At 47.2% G+C, this 17,391-nt stretch carries 12 protein-coding genes and 1 tRNA gene; 3 read left to right on the top strand and 10 right to left on the bottom strand.

Translation table 11 applies throughout. The features are described 5' to 3' along the window. Nucleotides 1-38 precede the first annotated feature (38 nt). Complete coding sequence (locus MHI52_RS09230) at nt 39-272, bottom strand: hypothetical protein (RefSeq protein ID WP_047842262.1); 234 nt, start codon at nt 270-272, stop codon at nt 39-41. A 97-nt stretch (nt 273-369) separates the two neighbouring features. Here MHI52_RS09230 and MHI52_RS09225 point away from each other — a divergent pair, with 97 nt between their 5' ends. Beyond that, on the top strand, nt 370-1,590 hold the full coding sequence (locus MHI52_RS09225) for an NAD(P)/FAD-dependent oxidoreductase (protein ID WP_405158908.1): 1,221 nt from the start codon (nt 370-372) through the stop codon (nt 1,588-1,590). A gap of 95 nt (nt 1,591-1,685) precedes the next feature. Here the strand turns inward: MHI52_RS09225 and MHI52_RS09220 are convergent, their stop codons facing one another. The 4 genes from MHI52_RS09220 to MHI52_RS09205 all read right to left on the bottom strand — a co-directional run bounded on the left by MHI52_RS09220 (nt 1,686) and on the right by MHI52_RS09205 (nt 6,572). Beyond that, nucleotides 1,686-2,900, bottom strand: a complete 1,215-nt coding sequence (locus MHI52_RS09220) for an MFS transporter (RefSeq protein ID WP_405158907.1) — start codon at nt 2,898-2,900, stop codon at nt 1,686-1,688. Nucleotides 2,901-3,029: 129 nt separating this feature from the next. Further along, complete coding sequence (locus MHI52_RS09215) at nt 3,030-3,596, bottom strand: hypothetical protein (protein WP_340026925.1); 567 nt, start codon at nt 3,594-3,596, stop codon at nt 3,030-3,032. 119 nt (nt 3,597-3,715) lie between these two features. Next, nucleotides 3,716-4,168 (bottom strand): DUF350 domain-containing protein, encoded by a 453-nt coding sequence (locus MHI52_RS09210; RefSeq protein ID WP_081745925.1) that lies wholly within the window; start codon nt 4,166-4,168, stop codon nt 3,716-3,718. Between the two features lie 37 nt (nt 4,169-4,205). Beyond that, nucleotides 4,206-6,572, bottom strand: coding sequence for an endonuclease MutS2 (locus MHI52_RS09205; RefSeq protein ID WP_047842259.1), 2,367 nt, complete (start codon nt 6,570-6,572; stop codon nt 4,206-4,208). Nucleotides 6,573-6,759: 187 nt separating this feature from the next. On the opposite strand from MHI52_RS09205, the gene MHI52_RS09200 reads away from it, so the two are divergent. Together MHI52_RS09200 and MHI52_RS09195 are read left to right on the top strand one after the other, a co-directional pair. Then, nucleotides 6,760-7,119 carry a phage holin family protein gene (locus MHI52_RS09200; protein WP_036610114.1) on the top strand — a complete coding sequence of 120 codons (360 nt, stop codon included), beginning with the start codon at nt 6,760-6,762 and terminating at the stop codon, nt 7,117-7,119. A 217-nt stretch (nt 7,120-7,336) separates the two neighbouring features. After that, a complete protein-coding gene (locus MHI52_RS09195) occupies nt 7,337-7,732 on the top strand; it encodes a cytochrome C oxidase subunit II (RefSeq protein WP_405158906.1) in 396 nt (131 codons plus the stop codon). Between the two features lie 104 nt (nt 7,733-7,836). Here MHI52_RS09195 and MHI52_RS09190 read toward each other — a convergent pair whose 3' ends face one another. From MHI52_RS09190 to MHI52_RS09170, 5 genes are all read right to left on the bottom strand, one after another. After that, nucleotides 7,837-10,545: a hypothetical protein gene (locus MHI52_RS09190; protein WP_405158905.1), complete on the bottom strand. Its 2,709-nt coding sequence runs from the start codon at nt 10,543-10,545 to the stop codon at nt 7,837-7,839. 138 nt (nt 10,546-10,683) lie between these two features. Continuing rightward, nucleotides 10,684-13,137, bottom strand: coding sequence for a phenylalanine--tRNA ligase subunit beta (gene pheT / locus MHI52_RS09185; protein ID WP_405158904.1), 2,454 nt, complete (start codon nt 13,135-13,137; stop codon nt 10,684-10,686). Between the two features lie 82 nt (nt 13,138-13,219). Further along, nucleotides 13,220-14,254, bottom strand: a complete 1,035-nt coding sequence (gene pheS, locus MHI52_RS09180) for a phenylalanine--tRNA ligase subunit alpha (RefSeq protein WP_047842255.1) — start codon at nt 14,252-14,254, stop codon at nt 13,220-13,222. A gap of 633 nt (nt 14,255-14,887) precedes the next feature. After that, on the bottom strand, nt 14,888-16,780 hold the full coding sequence (gene abc-f, locus MHI52_RS09175) for a ribosomal protection-like ABC-F family protein (protein ID WP_405158903.1): 1,893 nt from the start codon (nt 16,778-16,780) through the stop codon (nt 14,888-14,890). 519 nt (nt 16,781-17,299) lie between these two features. Continuing rightward, a tRNA-Gly gene (locus MHI52_RS09170) sits at nt 17,300-17,370 on the bottom strand. Nucleotides 17,371-17,391 lie beyond the last annotated feature (21 nt).

Below are 17,391 nucleotides of genomic sequence, written 5' to 3'. Positions count from 1 at the left end.
CCTCCTATACTTTAAAATAACTTGTCATGTTTTGAACTTTACTGTGATTGCGCTGGTGCAAGAGATTGATGTTGCTGTAACGCATTGACAAGAGTATTCAGATGCTGCTCATGTGAGCGAACATAATGATTCAGCGCCTGTTGAATTTGCGGATTATGTGTGATGGAGGCTGTAGCTGCACATTGTTTGATTAACATTTCCTCATTGGAAATTGAATCCGCAATATAGTTCAGTTCCTTGGGGCTCAGTGCTTGCATTTGTGAGTTTTGCATGTATATCTGACCTCCTTAATCTAAAGTTATTGCGAATTTATTGTTACCCTAACCTGAAAAAGTATACTTCAACTATATTCAACAGAGGTGATCAATAATGGAACTTATTAACGGAAAAACATTTTGGCCAACTACCTTTACTTCCCATCCCCATTATCCTGTTTTGCAAGAAAACCTGTCCTGTGATTGTCTAATCATCGGTGGTGGAATGGGAGGCGCGTTGTCTGCCAAGCTTTTGACGGATCAGGGGATTGACACCGTTGTTATTGACAAAAGAAATATCGGTTATGGCAGTAGTATGGCAAATACGGGCCTGCTCCAATATACAAATGACAAAACGCTCACCTCTTGTATCGAGACATTTGGAGAAGAGCGCGGTGTTCGATTCTACGAATTATGCCGGGATGCCATGCACCATCTCGAAAAAATTTCATCGAAGCTTGAGATTGATCCTTGGTTTGTGCCTCGCACAAGTCTCTATTGTGCCAGTAACGAGGAAGATGTATCGTTGCTGGAGGAAGAATATCGTAACCTGAAACATTATGGATTTGATGTGGAGCTTTGGGATCAGGAAAAAATCAGTGCACTATTCCCGTTCAGCAAACGTGCTGCATTATACACAAGCGGGGATGCTGAGGTTAATCCCTATCGTTTGGTTCACTCACTATTCCACTCAGCCTCACGTCAAGGAGCAAGAGTCTATGCTCATAGTGAATTCACCCATTGTGAATATGATGAGAATGGTGTCCTATGTTACACACCTCATGGCACTATACGTGCCAAACATGTTATTTTCTCAACAGGCTATGAAACACAAGAAATTAAAAAGGACAGGGGCGCATATCTTCAAAGCACCTATGCTATCGCTACCAAGCCACTACAGGATCTCAGTAGCTGGTATAAGCAATGCATGATATGGGAGACCGAACGACCTTATCTATATATGCGCACAACTCCAGACGGAAGAATTATTGCAGGTGGACTTGATGAGAATCGTCCTCGAGAAGAACAACGGGCTATCAAGGCGGTTCATAAAGGTGAGATTTTGCTACAGAAGATTGCCGAGTATTTCCCATTACCTGATCTCGAAGTCGATTACGCTTGGGAGGCTGTCTTTGGAAGCACCCATGATGGTCTTCCGTTAATCGGTCCACACCCAGACTATCCGAATTCGTACTTTGTAGAAGGATATGGAGGTAACGGGACCGTATACAGCATGATTGCTGCTTCCTTAATTGTGGATGCTATTACTGGCAAACAAAACCCTGATATGGATCTGTTCTCTCTCACACGTACAAGTAAACCATCTCCTGTATAACCAACAACTGAATCAATACAACTACAAACAGGGTACAGCACACGGAAAGTTCTCTTTTCCCGCCGCTGTACCCTGTTTATATATTGGGAAGCCTGCTAAGCCGAGGGCTCTTGCCCTTCCGTTCGGTTCAATAACTTGCGCATAAAGATCCATCCAATTAGCGGAGAAGCACCGAGGACAATAATAAGCCAGGTTAACATGCGTAGAGACGGAGCATTTAAGACCGTCACAATAAATAGGGCCAACCCACATAGTCTGCCAAGCATCAGGCATAACTCTCTCAAAACGACAAGTTCAACCCTTTTCTCCACATTTTCGCCACTTGTGCCCATCATGTCGAATCCCGCTGATATCATCGGTAATACATATAACGGCATCGCAACAGCACTCCCAATCCCCATGATTAACAGCGTACCATAGGTCACTTTCCAGAGAAGAGGAAGAAGCACAACGAGCAGAATGAGAGCTCCAATGAACATTCCTTTTGATCTATACTGTGGTTTAAACCATTTCCCGGCTGCCCAATAACTTACTAATGCCACAGCAGAAGTGATGAGTGAGAACTGCCCCAATTTGTACTCTTGTGCGGTAGCCAAATATACAAGCAGTGCAATCAGGAAGGCAAAGACACCTTCACGTGCACCCTGAGCGAATAAACCCAAGCCTAAGGTCCTCCAGGGACTATCCCGCTTGGATAGCTGTATCCAAGGTTCCGACCAGCGGTATGTACCGCTCACCTTTCTTTTTTTCAGAAAAAAACTAAAAACTACTGCTATGACATAAATAACGAGTGATACCGTAAAGATGAGCCGATATCCTGTGTTGTCTGTCATGCGAGTAATAATCAGACCGGAGAACCATGGACCTATAATTCCTGTCATCGAACCAAGTAACCCGACCCAGCCATTGAATAGATCCCTGTTTTCCCGATCCGTTATTTCAAAATACACAACATTAAATGCAATCCAGAATAACCCCAAGGAACAACCTATTAGCATACCCAGAGGCCATATCCAGTCTACAGCTTTGGAACCAGCCCAGAGGACTATCATATAAAATATGCCGGACAGCGCAGTACCTAGTCGTAGTGCACTCATTTTATTATGTTCCTTGACCCATTTGCCAGCAAGCCAGAATGTCAGTCCAATGGCCAGTTGCTGGCTGAGAGTGAACCACCCCAACATGGCATAATCCGGACGGCTTTTCCACAGAAACACATTCAAAAAGGTTCCCGACAGCGCTCCGGCTAACGCAAACAATCCATTCACGCCCAAAAGCAGAATGGATTGTCGGCCTAAAGTAATCTTCATCTGCTCCTCCTTCATCCACCTGAAGTGAACTATGTACAGGTAGGTCTTAGGGTTAACGTGCCCCAAGCAAGAGGAAAACATGATGAATCTTCAGGATTGCTATGAAATTGGTTAGAATCTCCGAAATGTTTATCCCTGCGTACTCAGGTTCTTGATCAGACGCAGACGATCTTCCTCAGACAGACTGTATTGAACTTGGAAACATCCAGAGCATACATAGGTCAATACTTTAAACGGTGATGCCAATAGTGACCCTTCGCCTGAAGCTGCGTTAGCAACTGGTGTGAAGTTATCCTGCGTTGCAGCTTGTGTACCTGCGAGAATCATGAATTCCCGGCAATTCGGGCACTCTGGTACTTCTTCCTGATGATCAAGTTGCTTCTGTACACCTTGTTCATACTGAATGAGATCATTACCTTCATCCGCGTATTTGGTTAACGTTCGCAACTCCGGCAATTTGAGTTCGACTTCATCCCCCCACAGATCTGAAAGATCCGTAGTCTGTTTCTCGTTCGTTACATCGTCTACATCATAGATGTCGTCCTCAGCTTCATCGTTCTCTTCATCATCGATGTTAATGTTGAGTGTACGGTATCCTTTTAACTCATTGTGGCAATAAGGACACTCTTCTTCAGGACCGAGTTCCTCATCCCATACAATCTCCGTCTGACACCAAGGGCATACTGTTGTTTCCATATTGATCAACCTTTCTCTTTCATATAATCATGTATTCATTACATAGATGACACCGATGGCAAAAAACACGATCGATGCCGCAAACAGAATCCGTATCAATATCTTCATGACTGGTCCCCCTAGATAATGCTCGCGCCAATAACAAACGACAGCGAGACTGAAATAATCATGGATATCAATCCGACAGCTCGGTTATCCGATTCGATCTCCTTATCAATGGAGAACACGGGTGTCAGGAATTCAAACAAAAAATAGGCAATGAGCAGAAGGATAAACCCTACAAATGACCACGTCATGGCTTCATATACCGAAGATTTCGCTTGTATGCAGAACCGCAATACGTTGCAGATCCCGAAGATCTTGCCTCCTGTAGCCATCGCAACGGCCACATTGCCCTTCTTGATCTCCGTCCAGCATTTATACTTGGTCACCAGTTCGAAGCAAGCCAGAAATACGAGCAGCTCCATAATCGCTACCGAGAAAAAACCGAGTACCATCCCCAAGGGATGAGACAGCAATTGGTCAATGCTTTCTATCACGCACCGTTCCCCTCTCCCATCTGCGACCTTCATGAATAAGGTCGCAGAATATCATTGATTCATGGACCGGCTATTCCAATTCTGCGACGGTCACACCGTTCCCGCCTTCTCCGTAATTGCCCAGCCGGTAGCTTTTAATATGTTTATGCTTACGCAGGTAATCCTGAATACCGGAACGTAAAATTCCTGTACCTTTACCATGAATAATATAAACTTGGCCCAGGTTGGCAAGGAAAGCTTCATCAATGAACCGGTCTGTCTCCATCAGGGCTTCTTCCAGGTTGGTACCACGCAGATCCAATTCACTTTTCACATTGTCATCACGTGTGCGCTTCATACCCGTTACCGGTTTTTGCTTTGGTTTGGCTGCGGGAGCCGATTGCTGCAGTTCCAGATCATCCAGGGATACTTTCATTTTCATAATCCCCAGTTGTACCATAGCGTCTTTGCTGCCCGCCATCTCTACAACATGGCCTTTTTGATTCAAACTGTAGACAAGCACTTCATCACCAGGACCGATAGCACGAGTCTTCGGCGCTGTTGCCGTTTTCTTAACCGTTTTTCTGCGTTTCTCCGGTTCAGCCTCGTCCAGCTGTTTGCGGGCAGCAATGAGTTTGTGCTCCTTCACGGAAGCACCTTCTTCCATAGCCAACAGGCGAAGATCTGCTATAATCTTCTCCGCTTCCGCGCGAGCCTTGTCCACAATACTGCGTGCATCTTCTTCTGCTTTTTCAATCCGGCGATCACGTTGCTGTTCCAGTTTCTCCAGTTCGGTCTGGTGACGACTGCGTAATTTCTCCATATCCTGGCGCAAGCTCTCTGCCTTCTCACGCTCTTGTTCAGCCGTAAGACGGTTCTCTTCAAGAGAAGCAATCATGTGCTCAATCCGTTGATCCTCTTCCTTCACTTCCCCACGGGCGTAGTCGAGAATGTAACCCGGCAGTCCCAGTCGCTCTGCAATGGCAAATGCATTACTTCGTCCAGGTACACCCACCAGAAGGCGATAGGTTGGACTCAGTGTGTTGATGTCAAATTCCATGCTGGCATTAATGACACCTTTACGCTCATATGCGTATGCTTTCAGTTCACTGTAGTGAGTGGTTGCAACCATGCGACATCCCGTCCGGTGCATATGCTCCAGCATGGAGATTGCCAGTGCGGAACCTTCAGCCGGATCTGTCCCTGCGCCAAGTTCATCGAGTAATACCAAACTTTTTGGTGTCATGTTTTTCAGAATGCGAATGATGTTGGTCATATGACTGGAGAAAGTACTCAGATTCTGCTCGATACTCTGCTCGTCCCCAATGTCTGCATAGATCGCATCAAATACACATAACTGACTGCCATCCTCAGCCGGAACAAATAAACCGGACATGGCCATCAGGCTCAGCAATCCAATTGTTTTGAGCGTTACCGTTTTACCACCCGTATTGGGACCTGTCACGATAATGGATGTATAATCATTGCCCAACTCTATGTCAATTGGTACCACGTTTTCAATCGGAATCAGTGGATGACGGCCTTTCTTGAGCTTCAGGAACCCGCGGTCATTCATGCGAGGCAATGTTGCTTTCAGTTCACGAGCCAGACGTGCTTTGGCAAAGATAAAATCAAGTGATCCCAGCAAGTCGACATCATACAACAGCCACTCTCCCTGCTCACTGACAAGTGCCGTCAATTTCTGCAAAATAATTTCTATTTCGCGTTCTTCCCGAATCCGAGTCTCGCGTAATTTGTTGTTCATTGCAACAATCGATTCCGGCTCAATGAACAATGTCGCACCCGAACCGGATTGATCGTGCACAATCCCGCCAAAGTACGAACGATATTCAGCTTTCACCGGGATAACAAAACGGTCTCCTCTGATGGTGATGAGCTGATCTTGAAGCATCTTGGATACGGTAGAGGATCGAATCATGGAATCCAGTTTTTCGCGAATCCGCGCTTCTCCGCCTCGCAGCTCACGACGAATCTGCGCCAACGTTACGCTTGCACTGTCGGCAACCTCTGCATTATCGTCAATACAGATTTTGATGGCATCCTCAAGCGTTTTTTGCTCTGACAGTTGATCACTGATATAGAACAATGATTCGATGGGCTCATCTTCATGCAAAGTACCAATCTGACGTTTCAATCGCCGCGCTGCAAAGGTTGTATTGGATATTCCCAAAAGTTCGTGAGGGTTAAGTGTGCCTCCAATTTCAGCACGTTTGATGGAAGCCGTAATATCTACAATTCCCCCAAATGACGGTGAGCCTTTCAAGCGATCAAATGTGAAGGCTTCATCGGTTTGCTGCAGCAACCGCTTCACTTCTTCAAGTTCACTGCTTGGTTCAAGTTGCTCCGCTTTCTTTTTTCCCATGGTCGTCTGGGCAAAGCTAAGCAATGTATTTAAAATTTTGCGATATTCCAGTGTGTGTAAAATTTTCGTGTCCAAGTGTACAACTCCTTCCAAACTATATCTGTATTATAACGAAAGAAACTTTCTTACGCTATTTAACGAATCCTTCCACACATAACTTCAACAATAACACCACAAACTACAGGTGTCAGGATTGTGCAACCTCTCCATCCCCTTGGAGTTGCCCTGCTCAGTTCAATCCGAATAAAAGGAGGTAAACACCATGAATTTCTTGGGACATGTCGTGCGATTTGTCATCGCTGCAATTGTATTAATGGTGGTCAGCTGGATCGTTCCCGGATTCGCCGTTGGTGGCTTCTGGAGCGCTCTGTTGCTTGCTCTTGTCATTGCCCTGCTCGGCTGGATCGTTGAAGGTATCTTCGGCAAAAGAGTCAACCCGTTTGGTCGCGGTATTGTCGGATTTATCGTTAGCGCACTGGTGATTTGGCTTGGTCAATATGTTGTAGATCATGTTGAAGTCAGCCTGCTCGGTGCCATTCTCGCTGCACTGGTTATCGGGATTATCGATCTCTTCATCCCGGTATCCACCCCTTTTGATGCCGGACGAAGCTCCAAAAGTTAATCTCCACTTCACCTTAACGTCCCCATGTATTCTCCTAAACCTCTGAAGGCCCTGGGCCGGAAGGGGTTTATTTCATTCAGGCAGTGCACACGCTCTGCCGTACACGTACAATTTTCAAAAAAACGACATACGCAGCGTGTACAGGCATCCACATATTGCGGTATGATGACTGGAGCAATCATTCAAATTTTATCCATATCACGCTTTAAGGAGGCACATGATGAAGAAAGGCATAACATGGCTTGCTGCCTGTATGTTAATTCTGGTCCTCACTGCATGTGGAGGAGTGAAACAGTCCGCAGAATCTGGCAGCAATGGATCCGATGCTGATGCTGGAGTTACAGCCAGTGAAGAATTGGTCATCAAGGCGAGTAACTATGAATTCGATCAACCTGAGTACCATCTTAAAAAAGGCGTTCCCGTTAACATTGTTTATAAAAATGAAAACGGAAATCACGGTATCCTGGTGCCTGAGCTGAATCTTCAACTGGATACCAGAAATAGCTCCAAAGTCATAACCCCGGACAAAGCTGGTGAGTTTGAAATGTCCTGTTCTGTCTTCTGCGGTTCAGGACACAGCAGCATGATCTCCAAAATTATCGTTGAAGAATAGTATTCAAGACAAGGAGCCCCCGCAGCGACGGGAGCTCCTTCTTTAGTATAACAAATTGTACCAGAGTACGTTGCCCACGAGCCAGTTCTGCTACATTCATTCCGCTAGGTCTGGTCCTGTTCAATCAATTCAATCCATTCGTTATATTCCGTCTGCAATTTCGTATATTCATCATGCAACTGACGATATTCCGTGTTCAGCTGCTCTGCCTTCTCCTGCTCCATTTCACGTTCAACCTGTAACAAACGTAATTGATTGGCCGCTAGTTCGTAACGCTCCCCCATCTCAAGCAGTTCAGTTTCCATGATCTCTTTCTCTTGGGTCGCTTCTGCACGTAACTTGTCCAGCTGCTGTCGTTCTTGCTCCAGTCCCTCCAGCAACTCACTACTTGCAGCACTTTCTCTCTTCCAAACCGTCAGTTCATTCTCAAGTGCAGCCCAGCGTTCCTGCCAGGATTGTTCCTGAGCCGCCCATTCATCTGCACGGCGTTGCCACACCTGGTCGTTCTGCTCTGCTTGTTCAACACTTGAGCGAAGTTCTTCTTCACGTCTCGTCAACTGTTCCAGACGGGATGCCAACTCGGCCTGTTTGGCTGACAGCTCTTCGTATTTGATCTGCCACTCCAACGCTTCTTCCTCAGTCTGGGCTAGCCGGTTCTCTTGCTCAGAGTAACGCTCGGAAAGTTTAGCTGAAGATTGACTTGCTTCTTCAAGTGCGTTCACAATCTCCTGTTTCTCCTTGCTCAGTTCATCCAGCTTGGAACTGTAATTCTCTTCACGTTGTAATGCATCACTGTAATCATTACGGATTTGTTTATAGTTATCCTGAAGTCGATTCAGCTCTTCCCGAACAACATTTAGCTCACCTTCAAGCTGATTGCGTTTCTCTTCCAAAAGCTCTGCATCCTTCTGGTATTGCACAGCCTCTTCATGGTTGAAACGAGACTCTTCCTTCACCACGGACAATTCATCATGAAGGGATTGCACACCAGACTCCAACGTTTCATTTTGTTCAGCAACTTCAAGAATCTGATTCTCCAGGTCTCCGATCTCAGCCAATCGCTGCTCAGCAAGATCCTTCAAGGACTGCTCACGTTCCGTAAGCGTGCCGATCTCATTCTGCAATGTACGCACCGCAGCATGAGCCTGTTCAAGCACTTTATGCAGTCTGCGCTGTTCCTCTTCCGACTTCACTTCAGCCTCACGAAGCTTTTGGGCTTCCTGTTCAAGCTGTGCATGTTGCTCCTGAAGTTTGCGTAGCTGTGCTGTGAGAGAGGTTTCTCTATCCACAGTTTCATTATACTTCTGCTTCCATTGTTCCTGTGAATCACGGGATTGCTGGGCAGCCTGTTCCGTTTCACGCAGAAGCTCCTGCAACTGGGAACGGTCCTCTTTCAACTGCTCCAGTTGTTGCTCCAGTTCCGTAATACGGCGAGTCTGAACTTCCTGCTCCTGTTTACGGACCCCATGCTCATGACGTAACGATTCCAATTGACCACGCTCGTGCTGAAGCTGCTGTTCTTGCTCTGCAACCATGTCCTGTGCACTGATGAGCTGGGTCATCACTTCTTCTAATTGCTCTTCGACATCTAATAGTCGAGTCTCCGCCTGTTTACGTTGTTCCTCAAGTTGCTGTTTGAGCTTGCCCTGTTCTTCTTGCAACAAGGCCTCTGCCGCCGCTTCGGCTTCTTTCGCTTGGGACGCTGCTGCTTCCTTGGCTTGCTGCAATTGTTCCTCGAAGGCTGCTTCTTTCTCCATCCATTCGAGTTCCAACTGCTCGGATAACGCCTTGAACTCCGCATTCAACTGATTTATCTCAGTCAGGCGCTTCTGCTCCGCTTGTTCCTGTAAGGCAGACCGTTCCTGATTCGCCTGATCCGTGAGCTCTTGTGTCTGTTGCAGCGCTTTTTCTTCAGCCTGTTGAAGACGAAGTTCCATCTGTTGCTGAAGTTCGTTATATTGCAGCGCTGCTTCTTCCTGAGCTTTCTTCAGATTGCTCTCTGCCTGCTCCAACTCGGACAAAATGGCCGACTCGGCTTCTTCCTTGGCTGTCTGGACCTGCTGCGCAGCCTTGGCTTCAATCTGTTGACGTTCTGCAACGGCACGGCTTTCGGCTTCTTTTAATTGAGCTGCAGTCTTGTCCTGCAACTCTTTATATTGCGCCGCAGCTTTGGCCTGCGCCTGCTGCAATTCGGCTGCAGAACGGTTCTGAGCTTCTTTGAGCTGGGAAGCAGCCTGTGCCTGTGCATTTTTAAGCTGGTTAGCCGCTTTCTCTTCCATTTCCTTCAGCTGTTTCGTTCCCTTGGCTTCTGCTTCCTTCAGTTGTGCTGTCGCTTGGGCCTGCAATTTCTGCACTCGCTCCGTTGCTTGAGCGCGTTCTTGCTCCAGCAGCTTATTCAACTTGGCTATCTCTGAATTTTTGTCCGATTCGGACTTTTGCAAGGCCTGCTCTGCTTCAATCTTCAGCTGTTGCAAATCAGCAAGAGCCTGGTCACGCCGTTCCAATTCTTGTTGATGTTCATTTTGTATGGCGTTCAACCGATTCAATTCGTTTCTCAGTTCTGTACGTTCTCCAGTGAGCATCTTCAGTTCATTACGGATTTCCTGAGTCTGAAGAGACTGTTCAGCCATATGTACAGCCGCCAGTACCGCAATACGCGGAGTATCCAGACGGGAATTTTGCTTGGAGATTGCGCCCATACGCTCATCCACCAGGTTAGCTACTTGTTTCATATAGTCGGCACTGCTGCCAACCAGTTTATAGGAAGTCCCGTAGATCTCTACGGTGACGCGTGTACGATCAGGTGTAGTCACAGTTGTGCCCTCCTTCAAGTCTGTATGTTGATTCTAAGCTGTAATCACAAAAAAGTCACATCGATCCTCTAATGCTAAGGATTCGATGTGACTTCAAACAATTCCTGCTAATCTTTGTTCAAAAAATCTTCTTTTGTCCTATTTACGCAATTCCGCTCCGAATTGCTCTTCCAGACGAGTCACTACACGGGCATGAACTTCAGTAACTTCCTCATCGGTCAGTGTACGTTCACGATTCCGGTATACCAGTGCCATCGCCACGCTTTTCTTGTTTTCACCCAGTTTACTACCAGTAAACACATCGAACACCTGTACAGTTTGTAACAATTCACCCGCCGATTCACGAATGGTGCGCAGCATATCTCCTGCTTCAATATCCTCATTCACAACAACCGCGATATCACGTTCCATGGCTGGGAAACGCGGAAGTTCACGATAACGAATGTCAGCGTCTGCTTCATTGTAGATCGATTCAAGTGCAATCTCTGCGATGTACACATCATTCAGATCATACTGCTGTTGCAGTTCCGGATGCAATTGACCCAATGTACCGATCAATGTGCCTTCCCCGCCATCCTTACCTTCCAGGTAAACCGATGCGGAACGTCCCGGATGGAATCCTTCAGGGCTGTTTGCTACCAAGCGAATGCGTTGTTCAAGCCCCACATAGGCGAACAGATGCTCAAGAGCACCTTTCAGATCGAAGAAGTCTACTTTCTCCGCTCCAACATTCCACTGCTGGCTTGCACGATTACCGGTGAGCAACAAGCCCAGTACCGGAATCTCATGTGGTTGCTTGGTCAACTGATCTTCTTCAGTGAAGAACACATTGCCCACTTCAAATACAGCCAGTGAATCCTGTTTACGGTTCATGTTATACACCGCTGCATCCAGCATTTGCGGCAAAATGCTCGTACGAAGCACACTACGGTCCTCGCTCATAGGCATCGCGAGTTTCACGGCTTTACTGCCTTGTGTCAATGCCGGGAACAATGTCGCTTTATCCGGGTGTACAAAGGAGTAACTGATCATTTCCTGCCAGCCACTGCCTGAGAGCAATCCACGAATCGTGCGGCGCATTGCTTGAGAGCGTGTATATGCCCCTGGAGTCGTCGGCCCTTCAATCCATGTGGTTGGAATGTTGTCGTATCCGTACAGGCGTGCAATCTCTTCAAACAAGTCTACATCAAGCGTAATATCCCCTCTGCGTGTTGGCACTTCCACATCCAGCAATCCTTGATCAGCATCACCACATGCAAAGTGCAAGCGAGCGAAGATCGTTTTTACCTCAAGCAAAGACAGATCAGTTCCCAGATAACGATTCAGTCTGTCCAGCGACAATTGAATTACACGTTTCTCCGCAGCTTCTGCTCCAGCTTCCACGATTCCCTGGTGCACTTCACCTTCAGCATAACGCTGAATCAGTTCAGCCGCACGATCCAAAGCTGTAATCACCGCACCCGGGTCTACTTCCTTCTCAAAACGCATGCTTGCTTCGGAACGTAGCCCCAGTTGGCGCGACGTTTTCCGAACGGTTCCGCCGTCGAACTTGGCGGACTCCAGCAACAGATTCACCGTGTCTTCCGATACCTCGGAATTCTCGCCACCCATAACCCCAGCGATGGCTACAGGTTTCACGCCGTCCGTGATGAGCAACATGTGTGGCTCCAGCTTGCGCTCCTGTCCATCCAGCGTAACAATCGTTTCGCCTTCGTTGGCCATCCGCACTTCAATATGGCCCTTTTCCAGCTTATCCGCATCGAATGCATGTAGCGGTTGACCGTATTCCAGCATGACATAGTTCGTGATATCAACGATGTTATTGATTGGGCGAACACCTGCCGCCATGAGACGGTTTTGCATCCACAGCGGGGAAGCACCCAGCTTAATGCCAGTTACATAACGAGCTGCATAGTGAATGCATTGCTCCTGTGCCTTGATCTCTACAGAGATATGATTCGCGGCTACATCACCAATTTCAACCAGTTGGTCTTTGGGACTTGGCAGCTTCACTTCACGACCCAGAATGGCACCCACTTCATAAGCTGCACCACGCATGCTGAGACAGTCGGAACGGTTCGGTGTCAGGTCCAGTTCAAGAACATGATCGTCAAGACCAAGAACCTGACTGATTGGCGTGCCAACCTCTGTTTGTTCCGGCAGAACGAGAATACCTTCCTGCTGATCTTTCGGCAACAATTTATCGTTCATGCCCAGCTCTTTGGCGGAACAGATCATGCCAAGGGATACAACACCGCGCAGTTTGGCTTTTTTGATATCCAATCCACCAGGGAGCTTCGCTCCAACCAGGGCTACGACTACTTTTTGGCCTGCATCCACATTTTTCGCACCACACACGATCTGCAGATCTTCTTCCTGACCAGCATCGATGACACATACATTCAGTTTGTCTGCATCGGGGTGTTTCTCCTTGCTCTTCACATGACCTACAACAACTTTATTGACGCCCTTGTTGCGGTTCTCCACTACATCAATTTCGACACCCGCACGGGTGATTTTCTCAGCCAATTCCTGTGGCGTCACACCTTCAAGGGAAATATAATCAGACAGCCAATCTGTCGATACTCTCATGGACGTTCACTTCCTTCATCTATAAATTGGTGTTCTCGGTTCATTCGCTTGCTATATATGGTTAATCTTTCTTGTCTTAAAGTTACAGCCGTCCAAATTGCTTCAGGAAGGTCAGATCGCTATTGTAGAAGTGACGGATATCATCGACACCATACTTCAGCATCGCAATACGTTCTACGCCCATTCCAAATGCAAAACCACTGTATTTCTCCGGATCGTATCCACCCATTTCCAGTACTTTCGGGTGAACCATACCGCCGCCCAAAATTTCAAGCCAGCCTGTTTGCTTACATACGCGACAGCCGCTGCCGCCACATTGTACACAAGTTACATCCACTTCCGCACTTGGCTCTGTGAATGGGAAGAAACTTGGGCGCAGACGAATTTCTGTGTGGGAACCGAACATTTCGCGTACGAATTGCAGTAGGGTTCCTTTCAGATCGCTCATACGAATGTTTTCGCTAATGACCAATCCTTCAACCTGGTTGAATTGGAAAGAGTGTGTCGCATCGTCATCATCACGGCGGTATACTTTACCTGGGCAGATGACTTTGACAGGCACTTCGCCCTTCATGCTCTGCATGGTACGTACTTGAACCGGAGATGTATGGGTACGCATCAACAAGTCTTCGGTAACATAGAAAGAATCCTGCATATCGCGCGCCGGGTGATTCTTCGGCAGATTCAATGCTTCAAAGTTGTAATAATCCATTTCGACTTCAGGACCTTCCGCAACGCGGTATCCCATACCGATGAAAATATCTTCGATCTCCTGTACCACTTTGGTCAGTGGATGTAGCCCGCCTTGACGTCCACGACGTCCTGGCAGAGTCACATCAATTTTCTCGGATTGCAGACGCTTCGCCGTCTCTTCCTTCTGGAACTGATCCTGCTTGCTGTCGATGACTTCCTCAATGGCAGCCCGAACATCATTGGCTACTTGACCAATAACTGGACGTTCCTCCGCACTAAGTGCACCCATACCACGCAAAATTTCAGTCAATGCACCCTTTTTCCCCAAATACTTTACACGCAGATCACTGAGCGTCTGCGGATCATTCACACCAGACAACTGCTCCAGCGCTTCGATCTTCAATGCCTCTAAACGTTCTTTCATGTGTAATTGCCCCCTTTTTGTGGTGTTTTTGCAACAAAAAAAGGCCTTCTCTCCCCTGAAGGGACGAAAAGACCGTGGTACCACCCTTGTTAGACATCCATTGCTGCGTGACCCTTCTGGCCTGCAACTGGTTCTGTCTCACTTTGTACGGAATAACGACCGTTAACCGTTTGCCCCTACTGTTGCCTCTGTGTCTGCACACAAACAGGTTCAGGGAACCGCTTCGGAGTGAATTTCGGCAGCCTTGTTCTACAGAAACGCTCTCAATCTACGGCGCTTCCTCCCTGTCCAGAGGCACTGCTTACTTATCTCCATCATCACGTTTGCTTTTAAGTTAAACCTCTAGAGGTTGTCAAAAAGTCCGCTTTTGATTACGAATGATGCCTGACGGCATCATCAGCGTCGAATATGGCATTCAGCCGAATAAGCAAATGCTTACGAAGTATGTTTCCTTCGGAAACATTGTAGTTGCTCACGTAGTTTTCCTACGCTCCGCTACTCCATTTCTAGCTTCATCCCATCTTCTTGGTACTGAAAACCGATCTTTTTGAACACTTACCTATATCGATGTAATCATCGATGATCGTTCATAATTATATGCAAAATTGATCGAAATAGCAAGCCGTCCATGTTCTAATTTATGCTTGCACCCTTATCTTTCAATTGTTTCAGGCGCTGCTGGATTTCGCGAATCTCAGCTGCCTCGACTGCTCGCTCATTCGAATGCTCGGGCTGTATCAGACTGTCTTTTCCAGCAGTGCTCACAGGAGACAGCAACTCCGATAGGCGCATCTCCAATCGTAACCGCTCGTCATCGGATTCCCGGGTCTCCAGCGCCACCTCCCGAAGTTTGGTGGACTGCTCCCAATCCGACACACCTCCTTCAAACAGAGTTGCTGTGCCACCAGCCTCCAGATCGCATAACCGATTCGCGAGTGACTTCGTCAGCATCCGGTCATGGGATACAAGCACCAAAGCACCTGAAGCCTGTTTTAATACATTTTCCATGACTTCCTGGGTATCGATGTCCAGATAGTTGGTCGGTTCGTCCAGCACCAGCAGATTGGCTCCGCCAAAGTACAGTCTCAGAAATGCCACTCTGCACTTTTCCCCCATGCTCAAATCCCCAATGCGCTTGAATACATCATCTCTGGAAAATAGGAAACATCCCAGAATGGTACGTGCCGCACTTTGTGTCATGGATGGAAGAGTAAGCAAGCTGTCCAGCAGCGTCTGATTCTCGGGGAGCCCTTCCAGCTCCTGTGAAAAGTAACCCATTTTCAGCTGTGGATGCCGTGTGACCTTGCCTTGAGAAGGTTCCAGTTCACCAATCATCAACTTCAGCAGTGTTGTCTTGCCCGTTCCATTAGGACCTCGTACAGCAAGCCGATCTCCACGTTCCACAGCAATCCGAAGATCGCGCAGCAATGGTTTGTCTCCCGTATATGAAAAACTCACCTCTTCCAGCGCAAGCAGCTGGCGTGCAGCCAGTGGATTCATCTGTAATTCCATGTTCAACTTTGCAGCTTCACGAGGTTTATCCACCCGTTCCCGCTCCAAACGTTCCAGCTGTTTTTGTTTCGCGTGGTAACGTGAAATATTTTTGTTGGCTTTGGCTTTGTAGAAACTCTGGGTGATCTTCACCTCCACATCAGTCGCCGAATTATGCGCTTTATGGAACCATTCCTGATAATTTCGAATCGTTTCTTCCAACGCCTTACGTTCCAATTCCTGCCTGCGGTAGATCGTTTCCTGTTCGCGTAATTCACGCTCTTTGTGGATCTTGTAGTCGGAGTATCCGCCCTTGTATTTGGTCAGGGCATCCGGACTGAACTCAATGACTCCTGTTGCTACCTGATCAATAAACGTACGATCATGTGATACAAATAACAGTGTACCTTCATATGAGGATAACCACTCTTCCAGCCAACGCATGCTTCCCTCATCCAGATGATTCGTCGGTTCATCCAGGATAAGGAACTTGGGTTTGCTGACAAGTAGCCCCGCCAAACGAGCCTTTGTTTTTTGTCCACCACTCAAGGAATGATAGGGTCTATTCCAATGCTCTGCGGATAATCCAAGGCGGGTCAGTACTTTCTCTACCTCAGTCTCCCACATATAACCGTTCAACTGTTCATATTGCTCCATCACTAGTGTATAAGCTGCAAGCAGCTCTTCATCCGCTTCAGTGCTCATGCTCAAACGTTGTTCCAGTTCTTCCAAGTTCCGTTTCACTTCATAGATCTGACCGCTCTCACGCCGGACCGCATCCAGTACATTCATCCCGGTCTCAATCTCCGAGCGCTGGCGCATGAACCCCCATTCCTGCTGAGGGATATGACGTTCAATCCGTCCACCACCATGCTCCTCACCCAAAATGATGCGTAACAACGTTGTCTTGCCGCATCCGTTGCGACCCAAAATGGCGAGTCGTTCGCCCTCATTAATCTCCAAATTCAATCCTGTAAACAATTCAATACCGTTCCACTCTTTTGATACTTCATGTAAGCGTACCAATGTCATCATGAGGCCTCATCCTTCCTGCATCCTTTTTGCTGAACAAAAAAAACCGCTGGCATCAGCCGGCGGTTTGGCAATTCAGGGTTGGATCAAGCATTCAAAGACAGATCTAAGGTAAGCTACGGCATGAACAAAGAAACCCAAAATACAGGGTACACGTAAACCTCAATGGCTTACTTGCTCCATACCTTTTCCCATAGCTGAATTTGGACACACGAATCCCCTCATTGCTCAGCCGCTCTGGCTGACTGCGTCATAAAACCGTCTGCAGTTAACTGGGGTTCAATTCATGTGTTTTACTTCATGGGACGTATGGTTACCTCTCATTCATGTGTAGTATCAATTTCTCCGTTATTGTACCAGAACATTGTAAAAAAGCAAAGGGTACATAATTTAAACTAAAGAATACTTACTTACTCGCCACTCCTAAAATAGAACAATCTTCTGATCGCTGTTACCACGGGATTTCCTTTAGCGCAATAGAAAAAGCCCCTGCATCGCAAGGACTCCGGTACTGCTTCGTTAAGCGGGTGATGGGAATCGAACCCACGCTATTAGCTTGGAAGGCTAAAGTTCTACCATTGAACTACACCCGCATGATTGAAGATTTATTGTTA

It is taken from the genome of Paenibacillus sp. FSL H8-0283 (assembly GCF_045040675.1).
Lineage (GTDB): Bacteria > Bacillota > Bacilli > Paenibacillales > Paenibacillaceae > Paenibacillus > Paenibacillus amylolyticus.
The sequence above is the reverse complement of the archived record's forward strand: the minus strand, read 5'-3'. Positions and strand labels throughout refer to the sequence as shown.